At 58.4% G+C, this 20,302-nt stretch carries 16 protein-coding genes and 1 pseudogene; 13 read left to right on the forward strand and 4 right to left on the reverse strand.

Annotated features, from left to right (window positions below; all coding sequences use genetic code 11):
* Nucleotides 1–34 precede the first annotated feature (34 nt).
* The 4 genes from alr to AB4N48_RS25290 all read left to right on the forward strand — a co-directional run bounded on the left by alr (nt 35) and on the right by AB4N48_RS25290 (nt 4,433).
* Complete coding sequence (alr, locus tag AB4N48_RS25275) at nt 35–1,108, forward strand: alanine racemase (RefSeq protein ID WP_095181432.1); 1,074 nt, start codon at nt 35–37, stop codon at nt 1,106–1,108.
* 88 nt (nt 1,109–1,196) lie between these two features.
* Nucleotides 1,197–1,745 (forward strand): cupin domain-containing protein, encoded by a 549-nt coding sequence (locus tag AB4N48_RS25280; RefSeq protein ID WP_016772566.1) that lies wholly within the window; start codon nt 1,197–1,199, stop codon nt 1,743–1,745.
* 181 nt (nt 1,746–1,926) lie between these two features.
* Nucleotides 1,927–2,340, forward strand: coding sequence for a c-type cytochrome (locus tag AB4N48_RS25285; RefSeq protein WP_039757383.1), 414 nt, complete (start codon nt 1,927–1,929; stop codon nt 2,338–2,340).
* Nucleotides 2,341–2,510: 170 nt separating this feature from the next.
* Complete coding sequence (locus tag AB4N48_RS25290; protein WP_460094489.1) at nt 2,511–4,433, forward strand: acetyl-CoA hydrolase/transferase C-terminal domain-containing protein; 1,923 nt, start codon at nt 2,511–2,513, stop codon at nt 4,431–4,433.
* Between the two features lie 132 nt (nt 4,434–4,565).
* On the opposite strand, the gene AB4N48_RS25295 is transcribed toward AB4N48_RS25290, so the two are convergent.
* Together AB4N48_RS25295 and rep are read right to left on the reverse strand one after the other, a co-directional pair.
* Nucleotides 4,566–5,138, reverse strand: coding sequence for a xanthine phosphoribosyltransferase (locus tag AB4N48_RS25295; protein WP_016772573.1), 573 nt, complete (start codon nt 5,136–5,138; stop codon nt 4,566–4,568).
* Nucleotides 5,139–5,195: 57 nt separating this feature from the next.
* On the reverse strand, nt 5,196–7,205 hold the full coding sequence (gene rep, locus AB4N48_RS25300) for a DNA helicase Rep (RefSeq protein WP_150742918.1): 2,010 nt from the start codon (nt 7,203–7,205) through the stop codon (nt 5,196–5,198).
* A 272-nt stretch (nt 7,206–7,477) separates the two neighbouring features.
* Between rep and AB4N48_RS25305 the strand changes: the two genes are divergently transcribed.
* A complete protein-coding gene (locus AB4N48_RS25305) occupies nt 7,478–9,151 on the forward strand; it encodes a putative bifunctional diguanylate cyclase/phosphodiesterase (RefSeq protein ID WP_150742919.1) in 1,674 nt (557 codons plus the stop codon).
* A 128-nt stretch (nt 9,152–9,279) separates the two neighbouring features.
* Here the strand turns inward: AB4N48_RS25305 and AB4N48_RS25310 are convergent, their stop codons facing one another.
* Entirely contained in the window at nt 9,280–10,674 is a 1,395-nt protein-coding gene (locus AB4N48_RS25310) for a NorM family multidrug efflux MATE transporter (RefSeq protein ID WP_056791616.1), read from the reverse strand.
* A 160-nt stretch (nt 10,675–10,834) separates the two neighbouring features.
* Between AB4N48_RS25310 and AB4N48_RS25315 the strand changes: the two genes are divergently transcribed.
* The 3 genes from AB4N48_RS25315 (at nt 10,835) to AB4N48_RS25325 (ending at nt 15,330) form a co-directional block, all read left to right on the forward strand.
* Entirely contained in the window at nt 10,835–11,755 is a 921-nt protein-coding gene (locus tag AB4N48_RS25315; protein WP_024014781.1) for a LysR substrate-binding domain-containing protein, read from the forward strand.
* A gap of 188 nt (nt 11,756–11,943) precedes the next feature.
* A complete protein-coding gene (locus tag AB4N48_RS25320) occupies nt 11,944–13,920 on the forward strand; it encodes a methyl-accepting chemotaxis protein (protein ID WP_016772578.1) in 1,977 nt (658 codons plus the stop codon).
* 195 nt (nt 13,921–14,115) lie between these two features.
* The gene (locus tag AB4N48_RS25325; RefSeq protein ID WP_150742921.1) at nt 14,116–15,330 is read left to right on the forward strand and encodes an aldose 1-epimerase family protein; all 1,215 of its coding nucleotides are present in this window, start codon (nt 14,116–14,118) and stop codon (nt 15,328–15,330) included.
* Here the strand turns inward: AB4N48_RS25325 and AB4N48_RS25330 are convergent.
* A pseudogene (locus tag AB4N48_RS25330) lies at nt 15,327–16,187 on the reverse strand (YifB family Mg chelatase-like AAA ATPase); the annotation flags it as partial. The gene AB4N48_RS25325 and the pseudogene AB4N48_RS25330 sit on opposite strands and share 4 nt — an antisense overlap.
* A 121-nt stretch (nt 16,188–16,308) precedes the next feature.
* Here AB4N48_RS25330 and AB4N48_RS25335 point away from each other — a divergent pair.
* From AB4N48_RS25335 to AB4N48_RS25355, 5 genes are all read left to right on the forward strand, one after another.
* Nucleotides 16,309–17,106 (forward strand): hypothetical protein, encoded by a 798-nt coding sequence (locus AB4N48_RS25335; protein ID WP_460094490.1) that lies wholly within the window; start codon nt 16,309–16,311, stop codon nt 17,104–17,106.
* Between the two features lie 541 nt (nt 17,107–17,647).
* Nucleotides 17,648–18,109: a hypothetical protein gene (locus AB4N48_RS25340; protein ID WP_460094491.1), complete on the forward strand. Its 462-nt coding sequence runs from the start codon at nt 17,648–17,650 to the stop codon at nt 18,107–18,109.
* 73 nt (nt 18,110–18,182) lie between these two features.
* Complete coding sequence (locus AB4N48_RS25345) at nt 18,183–19,001, forward strand: DUF4393 domain-containing protein (RefSeq protein WP_460094492.1); 819 nt, start codon at nt 18,183–18,185, stop codon at nt 18,999–19,001.
* 339 nt (nt 19,002–19,340) lie between these two features.
* Nucleotides 19,341–19,556 carry a hypothetical protein gene (locus AB4N48_RS25350; protein WP_460094493.1) on the forward strand — a complete coding sequence of 72 codons (216 nt, stop codon included), beginning with the start codon at nt 19,341–19,343 and terminating at the stop codon, nt 19,554–19,556.
* A 136-nt stretch (nt 19,557–19,692) separates the two neighbouring features.
* Nucleotides 19,693–20,238 carry a recombinase family protein gene (locus AB4N48_RS25355; protein WP_460094494.1) on the forward strand — a complete coding sequence of 182 codons (546 nt, stop codon included), beginning with the start codon at nt 19,693–19,695 and terminating at the stop codon, nt 20,236–20,238.
* The last annotated feature ends 64 nt before the right edge of the window (nt 20,239–20,302 follow it).

The raw sequence follows: 20,302 nt of genomic DNA on the forward strand, positions 1-20,302 counted from the left end.
TTTTCTTCCCATGACCGCCCAGAAGTCTGCCGCCATGCGTCCTGCCCGTGCCCTGATCGACCTCCAAGCCCTGCGCCACAACTACCGAATTGCCCGCGAAGTCACCGGCGCCAAGGCGCTCGCCGTGATCAAGGCGGACGCCTACGGCCATGGCGCGGTGCGTTGCGCTCAGGCGCTGGAAGCCGAGGCTGACGGTTTTGCCGTGGCCTGCATCGAAGAAGCATTGGAGCTGCGCGCTGCCGGAATTCGCGCGCCGGTACTGCTGCTGGAAGGCTTCTTCGAAGCCGATGAGCTGGCGTTGATCGTCGAGCATGATTTCTGGTGCGTGGTGCATTCGCTGTGGCAGCTCGAAGCGATCAAACAGGCAGTCCTGAGCAAACCGATCACGGTGTGGCTCAAGCTCGATTCCGGTATGCACCGCGTCGGCCTGCATCCGAAAGATTATCCAGCGGCCTATCAACGTCTGCTGGCCAGCGGCAAAGTTGCGAAAATCGTGTTGATGAGCCACTTCGCCCGCGCCGATGAACTGCATGCGCAAAGCAGCGCCGAGCAGGTCGCGGTGTTCGAAGCGGCGCGTCAGGGTCTGGCGGCGGAAGTCAGCCTACGCAACTCGCCAGCCGTGCTCGGTTGGCCAGAAATCCAAAGCGACTGGGTACGCCCGGGCATCATGCTCTACGGCGCGACCCCCTTCGAAGAAGTCAACGCCGTGGCCGAACGCCTGCAACCGGTGATGACCCTCGAATCGAAAGTCATCAGCGTGCGTGAATTGCCGGCCGGCGAACCGATCGGTTATGGCGCCAGATTCATCACCGACAAGCCGATGCGCATCGGCGTGGTCGCCATGGGTTACGCCGACGGTTACCCGCGTCAGGCGCCGACCGGCACGCCGGTGCTGGTGGCCGGCAAACTCAGCCGCCTGCTGGGGCGTGTGTCGATGGACATGCTCTGCATCGACCTGACCGACATACCGGAAGCGGGCCTCGGTTCCAACGTCGAACTGTGGGGCAAAAACATCCTCGCCAGCGATGTGGCGAAGTGGGCCGATACCATCCCGTATCAGATCTTCTGCAACCTGAAACGTGTGCCAAGGCTCTATTCCGAGGGTTGACGCCGCTGCGGGGGCCAAGTGTTGTAAATACTGAACGCTGTCGCCATGATAACGCTCAATATTCTTACAACATCAGGAGGCTCCCGCCTTGGACGTCGGTGAACGACTGCAATCGATCCGCAAGCTCAAAGGGCTTTCCCAGCGTGAACTCGCCAAACGCGCGGGCGTCACCAACAGCACCATTTCGATGATCGAAAAGAACAGCGTCAGCCCATCGATCAGTTCGCTGAGAAAGGTGCTCGGCGGCATTCCCATGTCGATGGTCGAGTTCTTTTCCGAAGAGATCCTGCAGGACCAGCCGACCCAGATCGTCTACAAGGCCAATGAGCTGATCGACATCTCCGACGGCGCCGTGACCATGAAACTGGTCGGCCGCGCCCACCCGAGCCGCGCCATCGCCTTCCTCAACGAAATCTATCCGCCGGGCGCCGACACTGGCGAAGAAATGCTCACCCACGAGGGCGAGGAAACCGGAATTCTGGTCGAAGGCCGCCTCGAACTGGTGGTGGGTCTGGAAACTTTTATCCTCGAAGCCGGCGACAGCTACTATTTTGAAAGTACCAAGCCGCATCGTTTCCGTAACCCGTTCGACGTGCCGGCGCGACTAATCAGCGCAGCCACGCCGGCGAATTTCTAAGCAGAAGGCGCCAAGCCAATACGGCAAAGGCCCCAGAACCATTTTACCGATGGGCAACAAGACCCCTCTAACCATGGGGTTGTTTCAGTACGGCGGCCTACCCGCTATACTTGCGCCCGCCTGCGAACCGTGGCCGCAGGCGTGAATAGCCACCATTGAGGGTGAACGCGTGAACCTAATTATGAAAATGCTGGCCGCACCAGCAACCGTACTGGCCCTCTGGGCTGTCAGCGCTCAAGCTGCGACAAATGACGACATCGCCAAGCGCCTCGAGCCCGTCGGCCAGGTGTGTGTTCAAGGGCAGGAATGCAAGGGTATGGAAGTGGCTGCTACCGCTGGCGGTGGCGGGGGAGCAAAGGCCCCTAAAGACGTGATCGCCAAGCACTGCAACGCTTGTCACGGCACGGGCCTGCTCGGCGCGCCGAAGATCGGCGACAAGGCAGCCTGGAAGGAGCGGGCCGATCATCAGGGTGGTCTGGACGGCATCCTCGCCAAGGCCATCACCGGCATCAACGCCATGCCGCCAAAAGGCACCTGCGCCGATTGCTCCGATGAAGAGCTCAAGGGCGCGATCAAAGAGATGTCCGGTCTGTAATCAGCGCCGGCTTTGAAAAAAAACCGTCTTCGGACGGTTTTTTTGTGTCTGTGGTTTCTGGTTTCCGATTCAGTTAGGCCCTGATCCCTCCAAACCAAACACTGTCCTTTGCAGCAAACTCAAGGCAATCTCGGTCTACCCCTATCAATAGAACGGGCGGGAGGCTTCAGATGGTGCAGTTGTGTTCGATCGAACAGGCGGTGGACGACGTGCTGGCGCGTTTGCCTGCGCACATCCACATGGGCCTGCCGCTGGGGTTGGGCAAGCCGAATCACTTCGTCAACGCGCTGTACCGGCGCATCAAGGACCTGCCCGAGCGGCAGCTGACGATCTATACCGCGCTGTGCCTCGGTCGGCCGAATCTGGGCGATGGGTTGCAGAAGCGCTTTATCGAGCCTTTTGTCGAGCGCGTGTTTGGTGATTATCCGGAGTTTGATTTTCTCGCCGATCTCCAGCATGACAGCCTGCCCGCCAACATCCGAATCCAACAGTTCTTCATGCAGCCGGGCAGTCTGCTCAACAGCGCGCCGGCGCAGCAGGATTACGTCAGCAGCAATTACAGCCATGCTGCCCGCGACATCAATGCGGCGGGCCTGAACCTTGTGGCGCAACTGCTGGCCAGCAACAGTGAGCATCCCGATCGTCTGAGCCTGAGCTGCAACCCGGACATCACCCTCGACCTGCTGCCGATGATCGCCAAGCGCCGCGAAGCGGGGGAGACCATTGTGCTGGTCGGCCAGGTCCATACGGATCTGCCGTACATGCCCGGCGATGCGGAAGTCGATATCGACACGTTTGATCTGCTGATCGACGAAAAGGACAGCAGCACGCTGTTTTCCACGCCGAATATGCCGGTGGGCTTTCAGGATCATTTCATTGGTTTGCACGCCAGTGCGCTGGTGCGCGATGGCGGTACATTGCAAATTGGTATCGGCTCGATGGGGGATGCGTTGACTGCTGCGCTACTCGCGCGGCAGGCCGATAACGCCGGCTATCAGGCGGTGCTCGATGACATCAACCTCAGCCAATGGGCGCAATTGATTCAGCGCGAGGGCGGCACCGCGCCATTTGCCAAAGGCCTCTACGGTTGCAGCGAGATGTTCGTCAACGGGCTGCTGGTTTTGGCGGATGCCGGGATCATCCGGCGCAAGGTCTATCCGGATGTGCCGACCCAAGAGCAGGCCAACGCCGGCAGCCTAGATGAAGCGGCACAGCCTGACGGTATCTGCGTCCACGGCGGCTTCTTCCTCGGCCCGCGCAGCTTTTATGAACGGCTGCGCGAGTTGCCGCAAAGCAAGCTGCTGGAATTCAACATGACCCGTATCAGCTACATCAACGAGCTGTACGGCCAGGAAGAGCTCAAGCGCTTGCAGCGCATCGATGCGCGCTTCATCAACACCGTGTTCACCATGACTCTGCTCGGCGCCGGCGTGGCTGATCAATTGGCAGACGGACGCGTGCTCAGCGGGGTTGGCGGCCAGTACAACTTTGTTGCTCAGGGCCATGCGCTGGAGGGCGCGCGATCGATGTTGATCCTGCGCAGCTGGCGCGAATCGGGCGGCGAGGTCAGTTCCAATATCGTCTGGGACTACGGCCACTGCACGATCCCGCGGCACCTGCGCGACATCGTCGTCACCGAGTACGGCATCGCCGACCTGCGCGGAAAATCCGACGCAGCGGTGATCGAAGCGCTGCTCAACATCAGCGATTCTCGCTTCCAGCCGGGACTGATCGAACAGGCGCAGAAAGTCGGCAAGCTGCCAAAGGATTTCCGTATCGATCCACGGTTTGCCGATAACACACCGCAACGCTTGCAGGCGATTGCCGCGCGACATCCGAACCTGTTTCCGGAGTATCCGCTGGGCTGTGATTTCACTGTGATCGAACGGGATCTGCTGCGGGCGCTGAACTGGCTGAAGAGCAAGTTCAAGCTGACTGAGATTCTGGAATTGGGCAAGGCAGCGCTGGATGCGCCGGAGGCCTCAACGTTCCCGGAACACCTTGAGCGGATGCAGCTGACCAATCCGGAAGGTCTCAAGGAAGACCTGTTCCAGCGCTTGCTGCTCACAGGCCTCAAAGCTGCCGCGCAATAACTGACCACCCCGGAACCCACTGTGGGAGCGAGCCTGCTCGCGAAAGCGGTGTGTCATTCACTCAACAGGGTGACTGACACAATGCATTCGCGAGCAGGCTCGCTCCCACAGGGGATAACTCGGGGCGGCGGGTTACTCGATGAAGGTAACGACGCCATCCTTCAGCGATTGCACCCGGGCCAGGGATTCAACGCGGTAGCCCTGCGAGTCCAGTTCGGCGCGGCCGCCCTGGAACGACTTTTCGATGACGATGCCCAGACCGGCAACGGTGGCGCCGGCCTGTTTGATGATCGAGATCAGCGCTTGCGAGGCCTTACCGTTGGCCAGGAAGTCGTCGATGATCAGCACGCGGTCGCTGCTGGTCAGGTGGCGCGGGGAGATGGCCACGGTGCTTTCGGTCTTCTTGGTGAACGAGTACACGGTCGCCGACAGCAGGTTTTCAGTCAGGGTCAGCGACTGTTGCTTGCGGGCGAAGATCACCGGCACGCCGAGGTTCAGACCGGTCATGATCGCCGGGGCGATGCCTGAGGCCTCGATGGTGACGATCTTGGTGATCCCGGAATCCTTGAACAGCGCGGCGAATTCGTCACCGATGAGCTTCATCAGGGCCGGGTCGATCTGGTGGTTCAGAAAAGCGTCGACTTTCAGGACCTGATCGGAAAGCACGATGCCTTCTTCGCGGATTTTTTTGTGCAGTGCTTCCACAACAGCTTCCTCTGTTGGCGCGATGGGCGCCGAAGGTAGATTAAAAAGTAGTCGATTCTAGCGCTTTAACATCGCGCGTATGTCGGCCAATGCGCTATTGCCACGCACGGCTTTGACTTCAGTTGGGGTGTCGTCGTTGCCTTCCCAGGCCAGATCGTCCGGCGGCAGCTCATCCAGAAAGCGACTCGGCGCGCAGTCGATGATTTCACCGTACTGCTTGCGCTTGGCAGCGAAGGTGAAGGCCAGGGTCTGGCGGGCGCGGGTGATGCCCACGTAGGCCAGGCGACGCTCTTCTTCGATGGTGTCGGCTTCGATGCTGGAACGGTGCGGGAGGATTTCCTCTTCCATGCCCATGATGAACACGTAAGGAAATTCCAGCCCTTTGGACGCATGCAGCGTCATCATCTGCACACCTTCGGCACCGTCCTCTTCTTCCTGCTGGCGCTCGAGCATGTCACGCAGCACCAGTTTGCCGATGGCGTCCTCGACGGTCATTTCGCCGTCTTCGTCTTTCTCGAGGGTGTTTTTCAACGCCTCGATCAGGAACCAGACGTTGCCCATGCGGTAGTCCGCCGCCTTGTCGCTGGAGCTGTTGGTGCGCAGCCAGTTCTCGTAATCGATGTCCATGACCATGCTGCGCAGCGCAGAGATCGGGTCTTCGCCGGCGCACTGCTCGCGGACCTTCTCCATGAAGCGCTTGAAGCGCGCCAGGCGATCGGTGAAGCGGCTGTCGAGATGTTCGCCCAGACCGATTTCGTCGGTGGCGGCGTACATCGAGATCTTGCGCTCGGTGGCGTAGTTGCCGAGCTTTTCCAGGGTGGTCGAGCCGATCTCGCGACGCGGCACGTTGATCACGCGCAGGAAGGCGTTGTCGTCATCCGGATTGACGATCAGGCGGAAGTAAGCCATCAGGTCCTTCACTTCCTGGCGACCGAAGAAGCTGTTGCCGCCGCTCAGGCGATACGGCACCTGGTGGTGTTGCAGCTTCAATTCGATCAGCTTGGCCTGGTAGTTACCGCGATAGAGAATCGCAAAATCGCTGTACGGGCGGTCGGTGCGCAAATGCAGGCTGAGGATTTCCATCGCCACGCGCTCGGCTTCGGCGTCCTCGTTGCGGCAGCGGATCACGCGGATCTCGTCGCCGTGGCCCATCTCGCTCCACAGCTGTTTTTCGAATTCGTGCGGATTGTTCGAGATCAGCACGTTGGCGCAGCGCAGGATGCGGCTGGTGGAGCGGTAGTTCTGCTCCAGCATCACCACTTTCAAGGACGGATAGTCGTCCTTGAGCAGCATCAGGTTTTCCGGGCGCGCGCCACGCCAGGCGTAGATCGACTGGTCATCGTCGCCCACCACGGTGAACTGGTTGCGCTTGCCGATGAGCATCTTCACCAACAGATACTGACTGGCGTTGGTGTCCTGGTATTCGTCGACGAGCAGGTACCGCACCTTGTTCTGCCACTTTTCGAGAATGTCGGCGTGTTCTTCGAAGAGCTTTACCGGCAGCAGGATCAGGTCATCGAAGTCCACCGCGTTGAACGCCTTGAGCGTGCGCTGGTAGTGGGTGTAGACGATCGCGGCGGTCTGTTCCTTGGGATTGCGCGCGTTTTCCAGGGCCTGGGCGGGCAGGATCAGGTCGTTTTTCCAGGCGCCGATCATGTTCTTGATCTCGTCGACGCCGTCGTCGCCCGCGTATTCCTTCTGCATGATGTCGGTCATCAGGGCTTTGACGTCGGTCTCGTCGAAGATCGAGAAACCGGGTTTGTAGCCCAGCCGCGCATGTTCCTTGCGGATGATGTTCAGGCCCAGGTTGTGGAAGGTGCAGACGGTCAGGCCGCGCCCTTCGCCGGCACGCAACAGGGTGCCGACCCGCTCTTTCATTTCGCGCGCGGCCTTGTTGGTAAAGGTCATGGCGACGATGTACTGGGCGCGGATGCCGCAGTTCTGGATCAGGTGCGCGATCTTGCGCGTGATCACGCTGGTCTTGCCGGAGCCAGCACCGGCGAGCACCAATAGAGGGCCGCCGACGTAGTTCACGGCTTCTTGCTGCCGGGGATTGAGTCGGGACATACGAAAATTCGGGAGTCGTTGACGAAATGGGCCGGCATTTTAACAGGCTCAGCGATTTCTGCTGCTCTGTCCGACTTGTGACGCAACACGCGATTCAAATTTGCCGGTTTTGTTACTTTCACGCAGGATACGCGGGGATTTTGCGGCTAATGTTCTCATTCGTGACACAAAATAACGTTTAGAGGTCGTTGTCATCAGACAACGCATTGGTCATTGTTCAGCACACCGGCATAATGCCCCGCCTACATCATTGCAGAGTCTAGGGAGTCAGCTTGTCTACGCCTGTCGAACCCTTGCGTTTGCTGCTACTGGCCGAAGAGCCAGCGTGGACAGCGTTGTTGCGTGAGTGTCTGGCTCCGATGGGGAGCGCGGCGGTGCTGATCAGCGCGCCGAACTGGGATTCGGTCAGCCGCCTGTTCGAAGACAACCGCCACGCGGTACTGCTGACCCTGCCAGCGTTGCAACCGCCGCCCGGGCGTTGCAGCCTGCCGACCGTTCTGCTGCTGGAGCACGAGCCGGCCACCGCGCCGGTCGGTGTCAGCGACTGGCTGGTGTTCGACGCTCTCGACGCCGGCATGCTCCAGCGCTGCCTGCGCCATGTGCGCGAGCGCGGCGTGCTGGAAAACACTCTCCAGCGCCTCGCCGAACAGGACCCGCTGACCGGCATCGCCAATCGCCAGGGCTTTCAGACTCTGCTTGCTGCGCGCCTTGCCGAGGGCGACGGGCGCGGTCTCGCCCTCGGCCATCTTGATCTCGACAATTTTCGCCATGCCAACGACGCCCTCGGGCATCAGGCCGGGGATCGTCTGATTCTGCAGGTCGTCGCGCGGCTGAAAAGTCAGCTGGAGGCCGGCGATCAACTGGCACGGCTGGGCAGCGATGAATTCGCTCTGCTGATCGATACCCGCCGCGCGCCGCAACGCGCCGAGTGGATGGCCGAACGCATCACTGAGGCGTTGGCCGAACCTTATTGGGTCGACGGCGAGAGCCTGCTGATCGGCTCCAGCCTTGGCATCGCCCATGCCCGCGCCAATGGCGGCGCCGATCCATTGATGTGGCACGCGCACATCGCCATGCAGCAGGCCAAGAGCACGCAGGGCTGCACCTTTCATATCTTCAACGAACGCATCAATCGCAACGCGCGGAGCATGGCCGATCTCGAAAGCGAGCTGCGCCGGGCCTTGCGCCGCGATGAGCTGGAACTGCATTACCAGCCACGCCTGAATCTTGAGGACGGCCAGATTGTCGGCCTCGAAGCGCTGGTGCGCTGGCGTCATGGCGAGCGCGGTCTGTTGCCACCGAGCGAGTTCGTCCCGCTGGCCGAGCAGAGCGGTCTGATCGTGCCATTGGGTTACTGGGTGATTTCTCGCGCCTTGCGCGACATGCAGGCTTTGCGCGAGCAGGGTCTGCCGGCGCTGCACATGGCGATCAACCTGTCGTTCCGCCAGTTTCAGGACAGCCAGTTGCTGCCGACACTCAGCCGTCTGATTGCCGAGCGCGGCGTCGAGGCGCAGTGGCTGGAATTCGAACTGACCGAAACCGCGGTAATGCGGCGCAGCGATCTGGTCAAACAGACCATGGACGCTCTCGGCCGCCTCGGTGTGCGCTTCTCCCTGGACGATTTCGGCACCGGGTTTTCGTCGTTCGTGCACCTCAACAGCCTGCCCATCACCTTGCTGAAGATCGACAAGAGTTTTGTCGGCGGCATGGAACAGCGCGAAGAGAACCGCAAACTGGTGCACGCGATGATCAACCTTGCGCACAACCTGCATCTGGAAGTGGTCGCCGAGGGCGTCGAAACGCCGGAGCAACTGGAATTGTTGCGCGGGTTCGGCTGCGATCAGGTGCAGGGTTATCTGATCAGCCGACCGTTGCCGCTGGATGAGTTGGTGGAATATCTGACGTCTGGATCGAACCAGCAGCCGGCCCTGGAAATCGTCGGTTGATCACAATTGTTGCGGCCGGCGCAAATCCCCGTGGGAGCGAGCCTGCTCGCGAAGACGTTCTGTCAGCTGAATGATCTGGGCCTGGCACTCGGTCTTCGCGAGCAGGCTCGCTCCCACAAAGGAAACCCTCATTCGGCCTGGGGGATGTTGAAACCTTGAGCTTGCGGCTCGCGCCGAATCATCCGCTGCATCTTCCATTCGAACGCCAGCGTCAGGCTCACCGCCGCACACGCCAGGCCCAGCGCCAATCCCCACCAGACGCCCGTCGGCCCCCAGTTCAAATGGAACGCCATCCACCACGCCGCCGGTGCGCCAATCAGCCAATAGCAAGCCAGTCCGACCAGAAATGTGGTTTTGGCATCCTTGAGCCCGCGAATACAGCCCATGGCAATCGTCTGCGTGCCGTCGAACAGCTCGAACCACGCCGCTACTGCCAGCAGGCTCACCGCCAGACGGATCACCTCGGCAAACGCCGGGTCATTATGGTCCAGGAACAGGCCGACCAACTGGTTCGGCCACAGCCAGAACACCAGGGCGAAGCCGAGCATCACCACGGCGCCGAAAGCGATACCGACACGCCCGGACATCCGTGCATCGACCAGTTGCCCGGCGCCGTAGTGTTGGCCGACGCGCATGGTGATGGCATAGGACATCCCGGCCGGGACCATGAAGGCCACCGACACGATCTGCAGGGCGATCTGATGCGCACCCATTTGCGTACTGCCCATGGTGCCCATGCACAACGCGGCAAAGGCAAACAGCCCGACTTCCACCGCATAGGTGCCGCCAATCGGCAGGCCCAGGCGCCAGAGTTCTTTCAGGTATTGCCGGTTCGGCCGCGACAGACCGGCGCGCAACGGATAAGCGTCATAGGCCGGATGCCGGCGGATATGCCAGGCCAGCGCCAGTGCCATGCAGTTGGCGACAATCGCCGTGACCAGACCGATGCCGGTCAGACCCAGCTGCGGCAGGCCGAACATGCCGGTAATCAGCGCGTAGTTGAGCAGGAAGTTGGCCACCGTGCCGGCGAGGCTGATGACCATCACTGGCGTCGCCCGGCCGATTGCACTGGTAAAGCCGCGCAGCGCCATGAAGCTCAGATAACCGGGCAGGGCGAAGGGCAGGGCGATGAGGAATTGCCCGGCGGCGTTGACGTTGGTTTCGGTCTGGCCAAACAGCAGCAACACCGGTTTGAGGTTCCACAACAGCAGCCCGGCGCCGAGGGCCATCAGCCAAGCCAGCCACAACCCGGCCTGGGTCAGGCGCGCGGCACCGATGATGTCGCCGGCACCCTGACGGATCGCCACCAGTGTGCCGACCGCTGCAATCACGCCGATGCAGAAAATCGACACGAACGAGTAGCTCGCCGCACCGAGGCCGCCACCGGCCAGCGCTTCGGGACTGAGGCGCGCCATCATCAGGGTGTCGGTGAGCACCATCAGCATGTGCGCCAACTGCGAAGCAATCAGCGGCCCCGCCAGCCGCAGAATGGCCCAGAGTTCGGTACGCACAGGATGCTGCATGGTCATCACCACCCAAATATCAGAGGAAGCAGAAGAGCGTCGATTCTCGGCGCTTGGCAGGCTTTGCACAAAGGGATAAAAAGGATGGGTGGCATGATTAATACTCATCCTGAAACGTACCCGCCGAATTGGCTGTATCCCCGCTACTGGAGCTTTTTGTATGTCCCGACGCCTTCCGCCGTTGTATGCCCTGCGCGCATTCGAAGCGGCAGCGCGACACAGCTCGTTCACCCGCGCGGCGGAAGAATTGTCGATCACCCAGAGCGCGGTCAGTCGGCACATGCGCACCCTTGAAGAACACTTCGCCTGCCGGCTGTTTCATCGCAGCGGGCGCAACCTGCAACTGACCGAATCGGCGCGGCTGCTGCTACCCGGAATCCGCGAAGGCTTCGCCGCCCTCGAGCGCGCCTGCAATACCTTGCGCGCCGAGGACGACATCCTGCGCATGAAAGCGCCATCGACCCTGACCATGCGTTGGCTGCTGGCGCGGTTGAGTCGCTTCCGCCATTTGCAGCCGGGCAATGAGGTGCAACTGACCAGCGCGTGGATGGACATTGATTCGGTGGACTTCAACAACGAACCGTTCGATTGCGCGGTGTTGCTCAGTGACGGGCATTTCCCACCGGACTGGGAAGCGAGCCTGCTGTTTCCCGAGGAATTGATTCCGGTCGGCGCGCCGAACCTGCTCAATGACCAACCTTGGGATGTAGCGCGTCTTGCGACCGCCGAACTGCTGCACCCGACCCCGGATCGCCGCGATTGGCGCAGTTGGCTGGAGCGCATGGGCCTGTCCGATCAGGTCTCGCTCAAGGGCGGACAAGTGTTCGATACGCTGGAGCTGGGCATGATCGCCGCGGCGCGCGGCTATGGCGTTTCGATGGGTGATCTGTTGATGGTTGCCGAAGATGTTGCGCAAGGGCGCTTGAGCCTGCCGTGGCCGACCGCCGTCGCCAGTGGCCTGAATTATTACCTGGTGTGGCCGAAACCGCGTCCGGGAGGTGAACGTTTGCGCCGCCTCAGCGATTTTCTCCAAGGCGAAGTCCGCGCCATGCAATTGCCGGCGGTAGAGCGCTTGAGCTGAAACGTTCGAGCCGGCACAATGCCACTACTGCGCCATACCCACGCAATCCGCTCAAGTATTCGGTTTTACCGCCGACTACGAGCATGTGGAACCGTCGTGCCGGTTCCGCGTTACACCCCACTATTAGAATATTTTCCGGGCAATTACCGCGATCAAGGAGGATTCGGTGGCTCGGCCAGGAGCTGTTCATGTCTCAACCTCGTGCTCGGATCGCCTCGCAGCTGGGTCTTGCCCTTGCTGTGATACTGGCGATAGTCATCAGCGGCAGTACGGTGTTCGCCTTGCGTTCGCTGGATTCCGCCAACCTCGCCACCCGTGAAGAGCATCTGGCCAGTGAGGCCCGGCTGCTGGCCGATCAACTGAGTACCTTCCACGGTACGCTGCGCGAAAGCACCTTGCGCCTGAGCGGTCTGTTCGAAAAACGCTTCGGCAGTGGCCTGAGTGTGCACCCTGATCAGCCAGTGACCGTGGCCGGCGTGCAGACCCCGGGTCTGCATCTGGGCAACGAAGTGCTGAACAACAACTTCAAGGAAGTTGACGAGTTCAAGCAGATGACCGCCGGTGTGGCCACGGTATTCGTGCGCAGCGGCGAAGACTTCATTCGCGTCAGCACCAACGTCAGCAAGCAGGACGGCACCCGTGCCATCGGCACCGTGCTCGATCATGCCAACCCGGCCTACGCGAAGTTGATGGCGGGGCAGAGTTATGTCGGTCGCTCGCTGCTGTTCGAGCGCTACTACATGTCGCAGTACACACCGGTGCGCGATGCGGGCGGCAAGATCATCGCCGTGTTGTACGTAGGTTTCGATTACACCGACGCGCAGAACGCGCAGTTCGCCAATCTCAAGCGCTTCCGCATTGGCAAGACCGGCTCGCTGGCCCTGCTCGACGAGCAGAACAAATGGCTGGTGCCGATTGCCGGCGTCGAAAACCTGGATCAAGCCGCCCCGACCATCAACAACCTGGTGAAAACCCCGGGCAAGGGTGAGTTCTGGAGCGACAAGGGCGAGGACTTCTACAGCATCGCCGTGCCGTTTGAAGGTGGTCCGTGGTCGGTGGTGGCGAGCATGCCGAAAGCCGAGATCCGCGCGGTGACCTGGAGCGTCGGTACGCAACTGGCGATCGGCAGCCTGCTGGCGATGTTGCTTGCGGTCGGTTCCGTGGTCTGGCTGCTGCGCAGCAAACTCGCGCCGTTGGGCGATCTGGTGCGTCAGGCTGAGGCCTTGGGTGCTGGTGATCTGAGCGTGCGTCTGAACGTATCGAGCCACGATGAAATCGGGCAGCTGTCCCGCGCGTTCAACCAGATGAGCCAGGCGCTGTCGACCATGGTCGAGCACATCCGCCGCGCTTCGGAAGAGGTCAATAGCCGTGCGCAGGCGCTGTCCGGTTTGTCCGGTGGTGCTTACGAAGGCATGGAGCAACAGTCGGGCGAAATCACCAGCATGGCCGGCGCCGTGGAAGAGTTCAGCGCGACGTCGTTGAACATCGCCGACAACATGGGCGCGACCCAGCGCCTGGCGCAGGAAAACGCTCAGCAAACCCAGATCGGCCGAAGCTCGATGGAAGAAGCGTCGTCGTCGCTGGAGCAGATCGCCGGTGCGCTGAACAGCACCGCCAGCGTGATCAACACGCTGGGGCAGCGTTCTCAGGAAATCGGCGGCATTGTCGGTGTGATCACCTCGATCGCCGAGCAGACCAACCTGTTGGCGCTCAACGCTGCCATCGAAGCCGCTCGTGCCGGTGAACAAGGTCGCGGTTTTGCCGTGGTCGCGGACGAAGTGCGCAGCCTCGCCTCGCGTACCCGTCAGGCGACCGACGAAATCTCCAGCATGATCCACAGCATCCAACAGGAAACCGGCAACGCCATCAGCACCATGGAACAGGGCAATGTGCTGATGCAGGAAGGCCTGTCGCGCAACGCCAATGTCGCCTCGGCGCTGGCGCGGATTGACGAGCAGAGCCGTTCGGCAGGCCAGCAGTTTGCTGCGATCACCACCGCCACTCAGGAACAAAGCAGCACTGCGACGTTGCTGAGCAGCAATTTGCAGAGCATCGCCTTGGCCAACAGCGAGCAGCGTGAGGTGGTGTCGAACCTGGCTGTCACCGCGAAAGAGCTGGAGAAGCTGGCGGCGGATCTGCGTTCCGAGGTTGATCGCTTCCGTTGATGCATCTTTGAAACAGCTATCGCGAGCAGGCTCGCTCCCACAGTAGTCGGCGTAATTCACAAATATTGTGAAGGCCCGATGTCCCTGTGGGAGCGAGCCTGCTCGCGAATGCTTTTCTCCCACCGCTTCTTTGCACTTGCTGAAACGTTTCCGCAGCGCTATAAAAATGGCACAACTCCAATAAAGGCTGCTGCCATGACCCCGCTCAAACTCCTCGTCGCCCTCGGCGCATTCTCTGCCGCTTCTCATGCCATGGCCTGGGACTATGTCCTGCTCGACGCCAACACTCCGGCAAAAAACCGGACGATCACCAGTGAGCAACTCGGTGTAAAAACCGCCAAACCGTTTTCCGTGACCTTGCGTACTCTGCATGGCGGTCGTCAGGAGGGCGTCAGCATCGTCGACATCGATAACGGCACGATGAAACTCTCGGTGGTGCCAACCCGTGGCATGAACGTGTTGCAGGCTTCGGTGGGCGACGTGCGCATGGGCTGGGATTCGCCGGTCAAGGACGTGGTCAACCCAGCGTTCATCGAACTCAACGGTCGCGGTGGTCTGGGCTGGCTGGAAGGCTTCAATGAGCTGGTCACCCGTTGCGGTTACGAGTGGGTTGGCCATCCCGGCATGGACAACGGCGAACTGCTGACCCTGCACGGTCGCGCCGCCAACATCCCGGCCAGCACCGTCACTTTGCACATCGACGAGAAGCCGCCGTATGCCATCACGCTGCGTGGCGAGCTGAAAGAGCAGGCATTCAAGAAAGTCGATTTCTCGGTAGCGACCGAACTGGTCACCGAACCGGGCAGCGCAAGCTTCGCCCTTAACGACACCCTGACCAACAACGGCGACTATGCGAAGGAATATCAGGCGCTGTATCACAGCAACTTCAGCACGCCGTTTCTTGAGCAAGGGGCAAAATTCGCTGCGCCGGTGAAGCAGGTATCGCCGTTCAACGACAAGGCCAAGGGTGACCTGCCCGACTGGCAGACCTATCGCGGGCCAACCAAGGATTACGACGAAACCGTCTACAACGTCGTGCCTTACGCCGACGCCAAGGGCGACACCTTGACTGTGTTGCACAACAAGGCCGGTAGTCTCGGCGTATCCGTTGGCTTCAACACCGAGCAGTTGCCGGTGTTCTCGCTGTGGAAAAACACCGACACCCAGGGGCAGGGCTACGTCACCGGGCTGGAGCCTGGGACGAGTTTTTCCTATAACCGTCGCTATCAGCGGCCGTTGAATCTGGTGCCGACCATCGCCCCAAAACAGCACAAGCAGTTCCAGATCAGCTACAGCCTGTTGGCGGATAAAGCTGCGGTGGATAACGCCTTGAAGCGCGTGACCGAGATTCAGGCCGGGCGTGATACCGAAGTGCGTCAGGCACCGCTGGTTGATCTGACCGAGCATTAAGGTGTCGCCGGCCGGTATTGCAGTGCCTCGGCCAGATGCTCGCGGGTAATCGCATCGGCCTGCTCAAGATCCGCCAGTGTGCGCGCGACCTTGAGCAGGCGATGCGCCGAGCGCAGCGACAGGATTAGTCGCTCGCATGCCGCCTCCAGCCATTTCTCGTCAGCTGTGGATAACTTGCAGTGACGCTTGAGCCCCGGCAGATCGAGAAACGCATTGGCACAGCCCTGACGCTTCTGCTGTCGTTCGCGAGCCTCGGCCACCAGAGCCGCAGCGCTGGCGCTGTTTTCGCCGGGCTTGGCTGCCGGATTCAACGCGGTTGCCTCCCGCGCCACGGTCAGGTGCAGATCGATACGATCCAGCAGCGGCCCTGACAACTTGTTGCGATAGCGTTGGACCATATCCGGTGTGCACGAGCATTTGCCGCTGGGTTCGCCAAGATATCCACAGGGGCACGGATTCATCGCGGCAACCAATTGAAATCGCGCGGGGAAACGTACGCGATCCTTGGCCCGCGCGATGACGATATGTCCCGACTCCAAAGGCTCGCGTAAAACTTCCAACACCTTGCGATCAAACTCCGGCAACTCATCGAGAAACAGCACGCCGTGGTGGGCGAGGGTGATCTCGCCGGGTTGCGGTTTCGAGCTGCCACCGACCAATGCCGGCCCTGAAGCCGAATGGTGCGGTTGCCTGAACGGCCGCTGCGGCCAGTGAGTCAAGGGAACCCCGCTGGCGACCGATTGAATCGCTGCCACTTCCAGCGCCTCGCATTCGGAAAGCGGCGGCAGCAAACCCGGCAGACGACTGGCCAGCAGCGTCTTGCCGGTTCCCGGTGGCCCGCTAAACAACAGGTTGTGAATGGTTACAAAACATAATCGCTTTGGTTCTGTATGCCATGGCGTGCGTGATGTTTGCCTTTGACTGATGGCGTGTTGATATCTACCATGGCTCGTCATGTTATTAATAACGAGAAAGTAGATGTCCGGGACAAAATTGATACCAGAAAAAATAACAAGTCCGTTTCAATTGATGGCCGCTTGGTTTTCTATGTTAGTACTGTTGGTAGGGGTGTTGCTCGCAGCTGCTATAAAGATTGAAAAGCCGGAGTGGGCGGCTGGCTATCTAGTGATTTGCTCAACAATTTTGATAATGGTGGTATTAGGGTGTGTAACTTTAATGCTTACAAAGTTTCGGCCACACCTTCAGGATGGTAAAGAGTACGCTCAGTGGTTACGGTCAACAGGAAAATATGCAGCCGCCTTACGCCTTGGCCAAAGCAGCACCGTGGTTGAGAGTCGTGCTTCCTCGGTAGTTGTAACTTCCACCGCCTCGGCAGATGAAATCCCATTGGCTCCACTGCAGGGGTATGGAACGGTTAATATTTCCAGTTTGAGCGGCTGTGAGAAGCTTGCAGAAAAGATTAATGCTATCGGTATTACGCCATATTTGTATGATGGTGGGGTTGATGATGGTTCTAGGAGTTCTAATTTCAGCGAGCACGAAAGCATCTGGCTTGGAAAGAGAGTTTCCAGCAATTATGTTGCGGCTGTGTTTAAAATAGTCTCTGAGTATTGGCCTCATTTAAAATATGTTCATTTGTCTAGTGATGGTGAGGCACCACCGGATGATGTACATGACGAAATTTTTGTGGGAGGGGCGACGTCAACTGCTTTGGGTTTTGGTCTCAAGCCATGGACCCAAAAAGAGCTTTCTTCACTTGATAGTACGATGCGAATTGAAGAGCTTCACAAGTTGATTCGTAGCAAATACAGCTAACGTTAATGTTAAGAGCCTTGGAGAGTACTGGCGGAATTGCGACAGTGCTCTTTGCTTACAGAAATTCACTTGTTCTGTATGTGCAATGTTAAAGTAATCACGCGGCCGCATAATTATCTGAAAAAGGCAGTGTCGATTTTTAGGTCGAGGCACCTCCTAATTTTTCTGTTGCTGGAGGATGCAGTACTAGCAGGTTGTGTATAGATACCAAACATTTTGAAACTGTTCTAAAACTGCACTAAAACCCATACAAAACATATGGGATTAATCTGCTGTCTGGCGCTTCATTGGCATGGGAGGCCATGTTTCTGGGACTGGTGTTTAGCAAAGGCCTGATTGCGATCCAGTTTGAGTTTTACCGCACTACTAATGCATAATCGTGACCAAAATCGGTCCCCGATTCGCCGTCCTTCGCTTAAACGCACGCCAGTGTTGACGCTGGCTCCAGTATTTGTTGGCCAGTGATGTAGAAGAACGTTGGATTCGTAAGTATAGGAGGGGGACTCCGTGTGAGTGTGTTCATCTGTAGAGAGGTTAGTGTGTGAGTGAGACGAGTGAAGAGAAGACAAAGAGAAAGTATCTGACAGTCCTTCGTGGCTACCAATGGTCGTACCAGCATTCAATCTTTTACAAAGATGCTGAACAAAGTCATGCCTTGCTTGATGACATGGTGAGATTCAAGCAGGTACTCCGTAGAAGGTGTCCAGATCAACCGTTCCTGATTCGAGTACAAGCACTCAAGAGGGGGGCTGTCCATCAGGCATTTCTCTCCATCATCACCACAGCAAAGGTGGAAGACCTACAGGAGATCGCAAACAATACGTTCCCTGCGTTGATGAATGTTGTTGGTCGGCGTCTGTCAGCAGAGAGGCTGTCCCAGCAGGCAAGTGTCATTGAAGAAGCCAAGCCACATGACCTTTCCAAGCTGTTCGACAAGTCTGGGATCAATCGGTGGACACTGCTCAATAAGCAGCGTCTAGCTGAATTGAATGATGCGGTTTGACGGAAGGGGGGCTAGAGTATCAGCCAGTGTGGCGTTCTGTCAGTCCCGTAGTGTATGACGTTGAGGAGCTGTAATGGGTGAGGATAACAAGGTCAAGGAAACGGTTGAGGCGGTAACGGGGCTGGTACAAGCCATTCCAATTTATCAGGACCTGGCTCAGCCCGCTGTGAAGCAAGTAGGCAAAGCACTTGAGACTGTAGGGAAGGCAATTAACGTTGCTCTTGCCCCTGTCGGGGCGTTAGTTTGGGGTTATGAGAAATGCCAAGACTTCATATCCACGAAGGTGGCAGATCGTCTCAAGGATGTTCCACCTGAAGACATCATTACACCGAAGCCCAATGTTGCTGGTCCAGCTATAGAAGCCTTGAGATATACAGGTCATGAAGAGACGCTGAGTGACATGTACGCGAACTTGCTGGCTGCGTCCATGGACAAGAATACTGCGAATGGTGCTCACCCAGCCTTCGTTGAAATCATCAAGCAGCTAACGCCAGATGAGGCGAAGATTCTTGCTCTCTTTGCTCCCGGCCGTGCATTTCCCCTTCTCAATGTTCGGGCGTCTTACAAAATTGATCCTGAATTTACGAAGGGCTCGAGGGTAAGGCTTGCTCACTTTTCATTGTTGGGCGAAGAGGCTGGGGTCGAGTTCGTAAATCTGACGCCAGCATACCTTGATAATCTTTGCCGCTTGGGATTGGGAGATTACCTTGGCACCGGCATTCACTACACCTCCCCCAATCTTTATGACAAGTTAGAGAGCCATCCAAGCATTCTTGCTCTTAAACAAGAGATTGAGGCCGATCCAGAGTTGAAATGCGATTTGGTCCGAACTGGTTTCAATATCACTGAACTGGGTAAGCAGTTTGCGAACGTATGTGTTTTTCGTAAATGACTTGTTGCCTTCTCCTCCAGAGGTTTCCTATCGCTGTTACTGGTATCCGTTTCAAGCCACCATTTTCTTCGACAAGCACTATTCCCTCAGTACCTTGCGGAAAGAGCTTCCTGAACTAGCTTTGACGGTGTCGCCAACGTGGTGATTGGCTATTAAGGAGCGAATATGCCTACTAGGTATCGTGATGCAGTGAGCGGCGAGTACATCAGTGGAGAAAAGGCGAAGCGGAATCCGAGGGAGTCTGTAAAGGAGACCGACAAGCCATCGAAGCCAAAGGGTAAATAGCATCACCGGGAGGGTGGCACTAGGCGCCCTCACACCTCTCAAGGACGACCGCCCATGACCACCCAGAATCAAGCAATAGCCATGGCTGACGCTTTAACGTTGATGCTTTATAGCCAGCATGGCATCGCTGCCGCTTTGGAAGAACTCGCCAATTGGATTTCCAACCAAGGGGGAGCCATCGCCGCCGAAAATGCTTTATCAGCGTTGCAAGTTCTCGACTTGAACGCTCAAGCCATTACCGATGCGATCAATCAGGTGCGACAAGCGTAGTGCGGTGTGTTCAACTGGGTACACCCTGATGACCGCTTGTCGGGTGAATACAGTTTCGTGGCTCCCAGCGTTGTTTCCAGCTGGTCTGAAGGGCATAATGGCAGCATCTAGACCCAGATGAATACAGGTGGCGGAAATGGATGTTGGATATGTACGGATCAGCTCAGTAGACCAGAACATTGCCCGTCAGCTTGATGGCGTACAACTGGATAAGGTTTACACCGACAAATGCTCGGGTAAGGACACTAACCGTCCACAACTTCTAGTGATGCTGGATTCGGTCCGGGAAGGCGATACAGTTCATGTTCACTCGATTGACCGTCTCGCACGTAGCCTGTCAGACCTGCTGAGTCTGGTTCAGTCCTTGAATGAGAAGGGCGTGTCTGTCCGCTTCCACAAAGAGAGCCTTATGTTTACTGGGGCCGATGACAAGTACCAAAACTTGATGCTCCAGATGATGGGGGCGGTTGCTGAGTTCGAACGTTCGATGATTCGAGAGCGTCAGCGAGAGGGCATCAAGAAGGCGAAAGACGCAGGTGTGTACAAAGGTGGAGTGAAGACCACTAATGCAGACGCCATCCGTACCCACGTCGCTAATGGATCGTCATACCGAGATACTGCAAAGGCTCTTGGCGTGAGTCTAAGCACGGTACAGCGAGCCATGAAGAAAGAATCCGTCTGACCAGCGACCTTTTACAGTGTCCTCCATCCCGCCACAGAGAAGGCTTGTGGTTTGGTCCTGGGCT

The organism is Pseudomonas sp. S2_C11 (genome assembly GCF_054668395.1).

Excerpts from the sequence above, each read along its gene's own strand:
- alr (WP_095181432.1), top strand. The coding sequence starts at position 35 with ATGCGTCCTGCCCGTGCCCTGATCGACCTCCAAGCCCTGCGCCACAAC.
- AB4N48_RS25285 (WP_039757383.1), top strand. The coding sequence starts at position 1,927 with ATGAAAATGCTGGCCGCACCAGCAACCGTACTGGCCCTCTGGGCTGTC.
- AB4N48_RS25290 (WP_460094489.1), top strand. The coding sequence starts at position 2,511 with ATGGTGCAGTTGTGTTCGATCGAACAGGCGGTGGACGACGTGCTGGCG.
- rep (WP_150742918.1), bottom strand. The coding sequence starts at position 7,205 with ATGTCCCGACTCAATCCCCGGCAGCAAGAAGCCGTGAACTACGTCGGC.
- AB4N48_RS25310 (WP_056791616.1), bottom strand. The coding sequence starts at position 10,674 with ATGCAGCATCCTGTGCGTACCGAACTCTGGGCCATTCTGCGGCTGGCG.
- AB4N48_RS25315 (WP_024014781.1), top strand. The coding sequence starts at position 10,835 with ATGTCCCGACGCCTTCCGCCGTTGTATGCCCTGCGCGCATTCGAAGCG.
- AB4N48_RS25320 (WP_016772578.1), top strand. The coding sequence starts at position 11,944 with ATGTCTCAACCTCGTGCTCGGATCGCCTCGCAGCTGGGTCTTGCCCTT.
- AB4N48_RS25325 (WP_150742921.1), top strand. The coding sequence starts at position 14,116 with ATGACCCCGCTCAAACTCCTCGTCGCCCTCGGCGCATTCTCTGCCGCT.
- AB4N48_RS25335 (WP_460094490.1), top strand. The coding sequence starts at position 16,309 with ATGTCCGGGACAAAATTGATACCAGAAAAAATAACAAGTCCGTTTCAA.
- AB4N48_RS25345 (WP_460094492.1), top strand. The coding sequence starts at position 18,183 with ATGGGTGAGGATAACAAGGTCAAGGAAACGGTTGAGGCGGTAACGGGG.
- AB4N48_RS25350 (WP_460094493.1), top strand. The coding sequence starts at position 19,341 with ATGACCACCCAGAATCAAGCAATAGCCATGGCTGACGCTTTAACGTTG.
- AB4N48_RS25355 (WP_460094494.1), top strand. The coding sequence starts at position 19,693 with ATGGATGTTGGATATGTACGGATCAGCTCAGTAGACCAGAACATTGCC.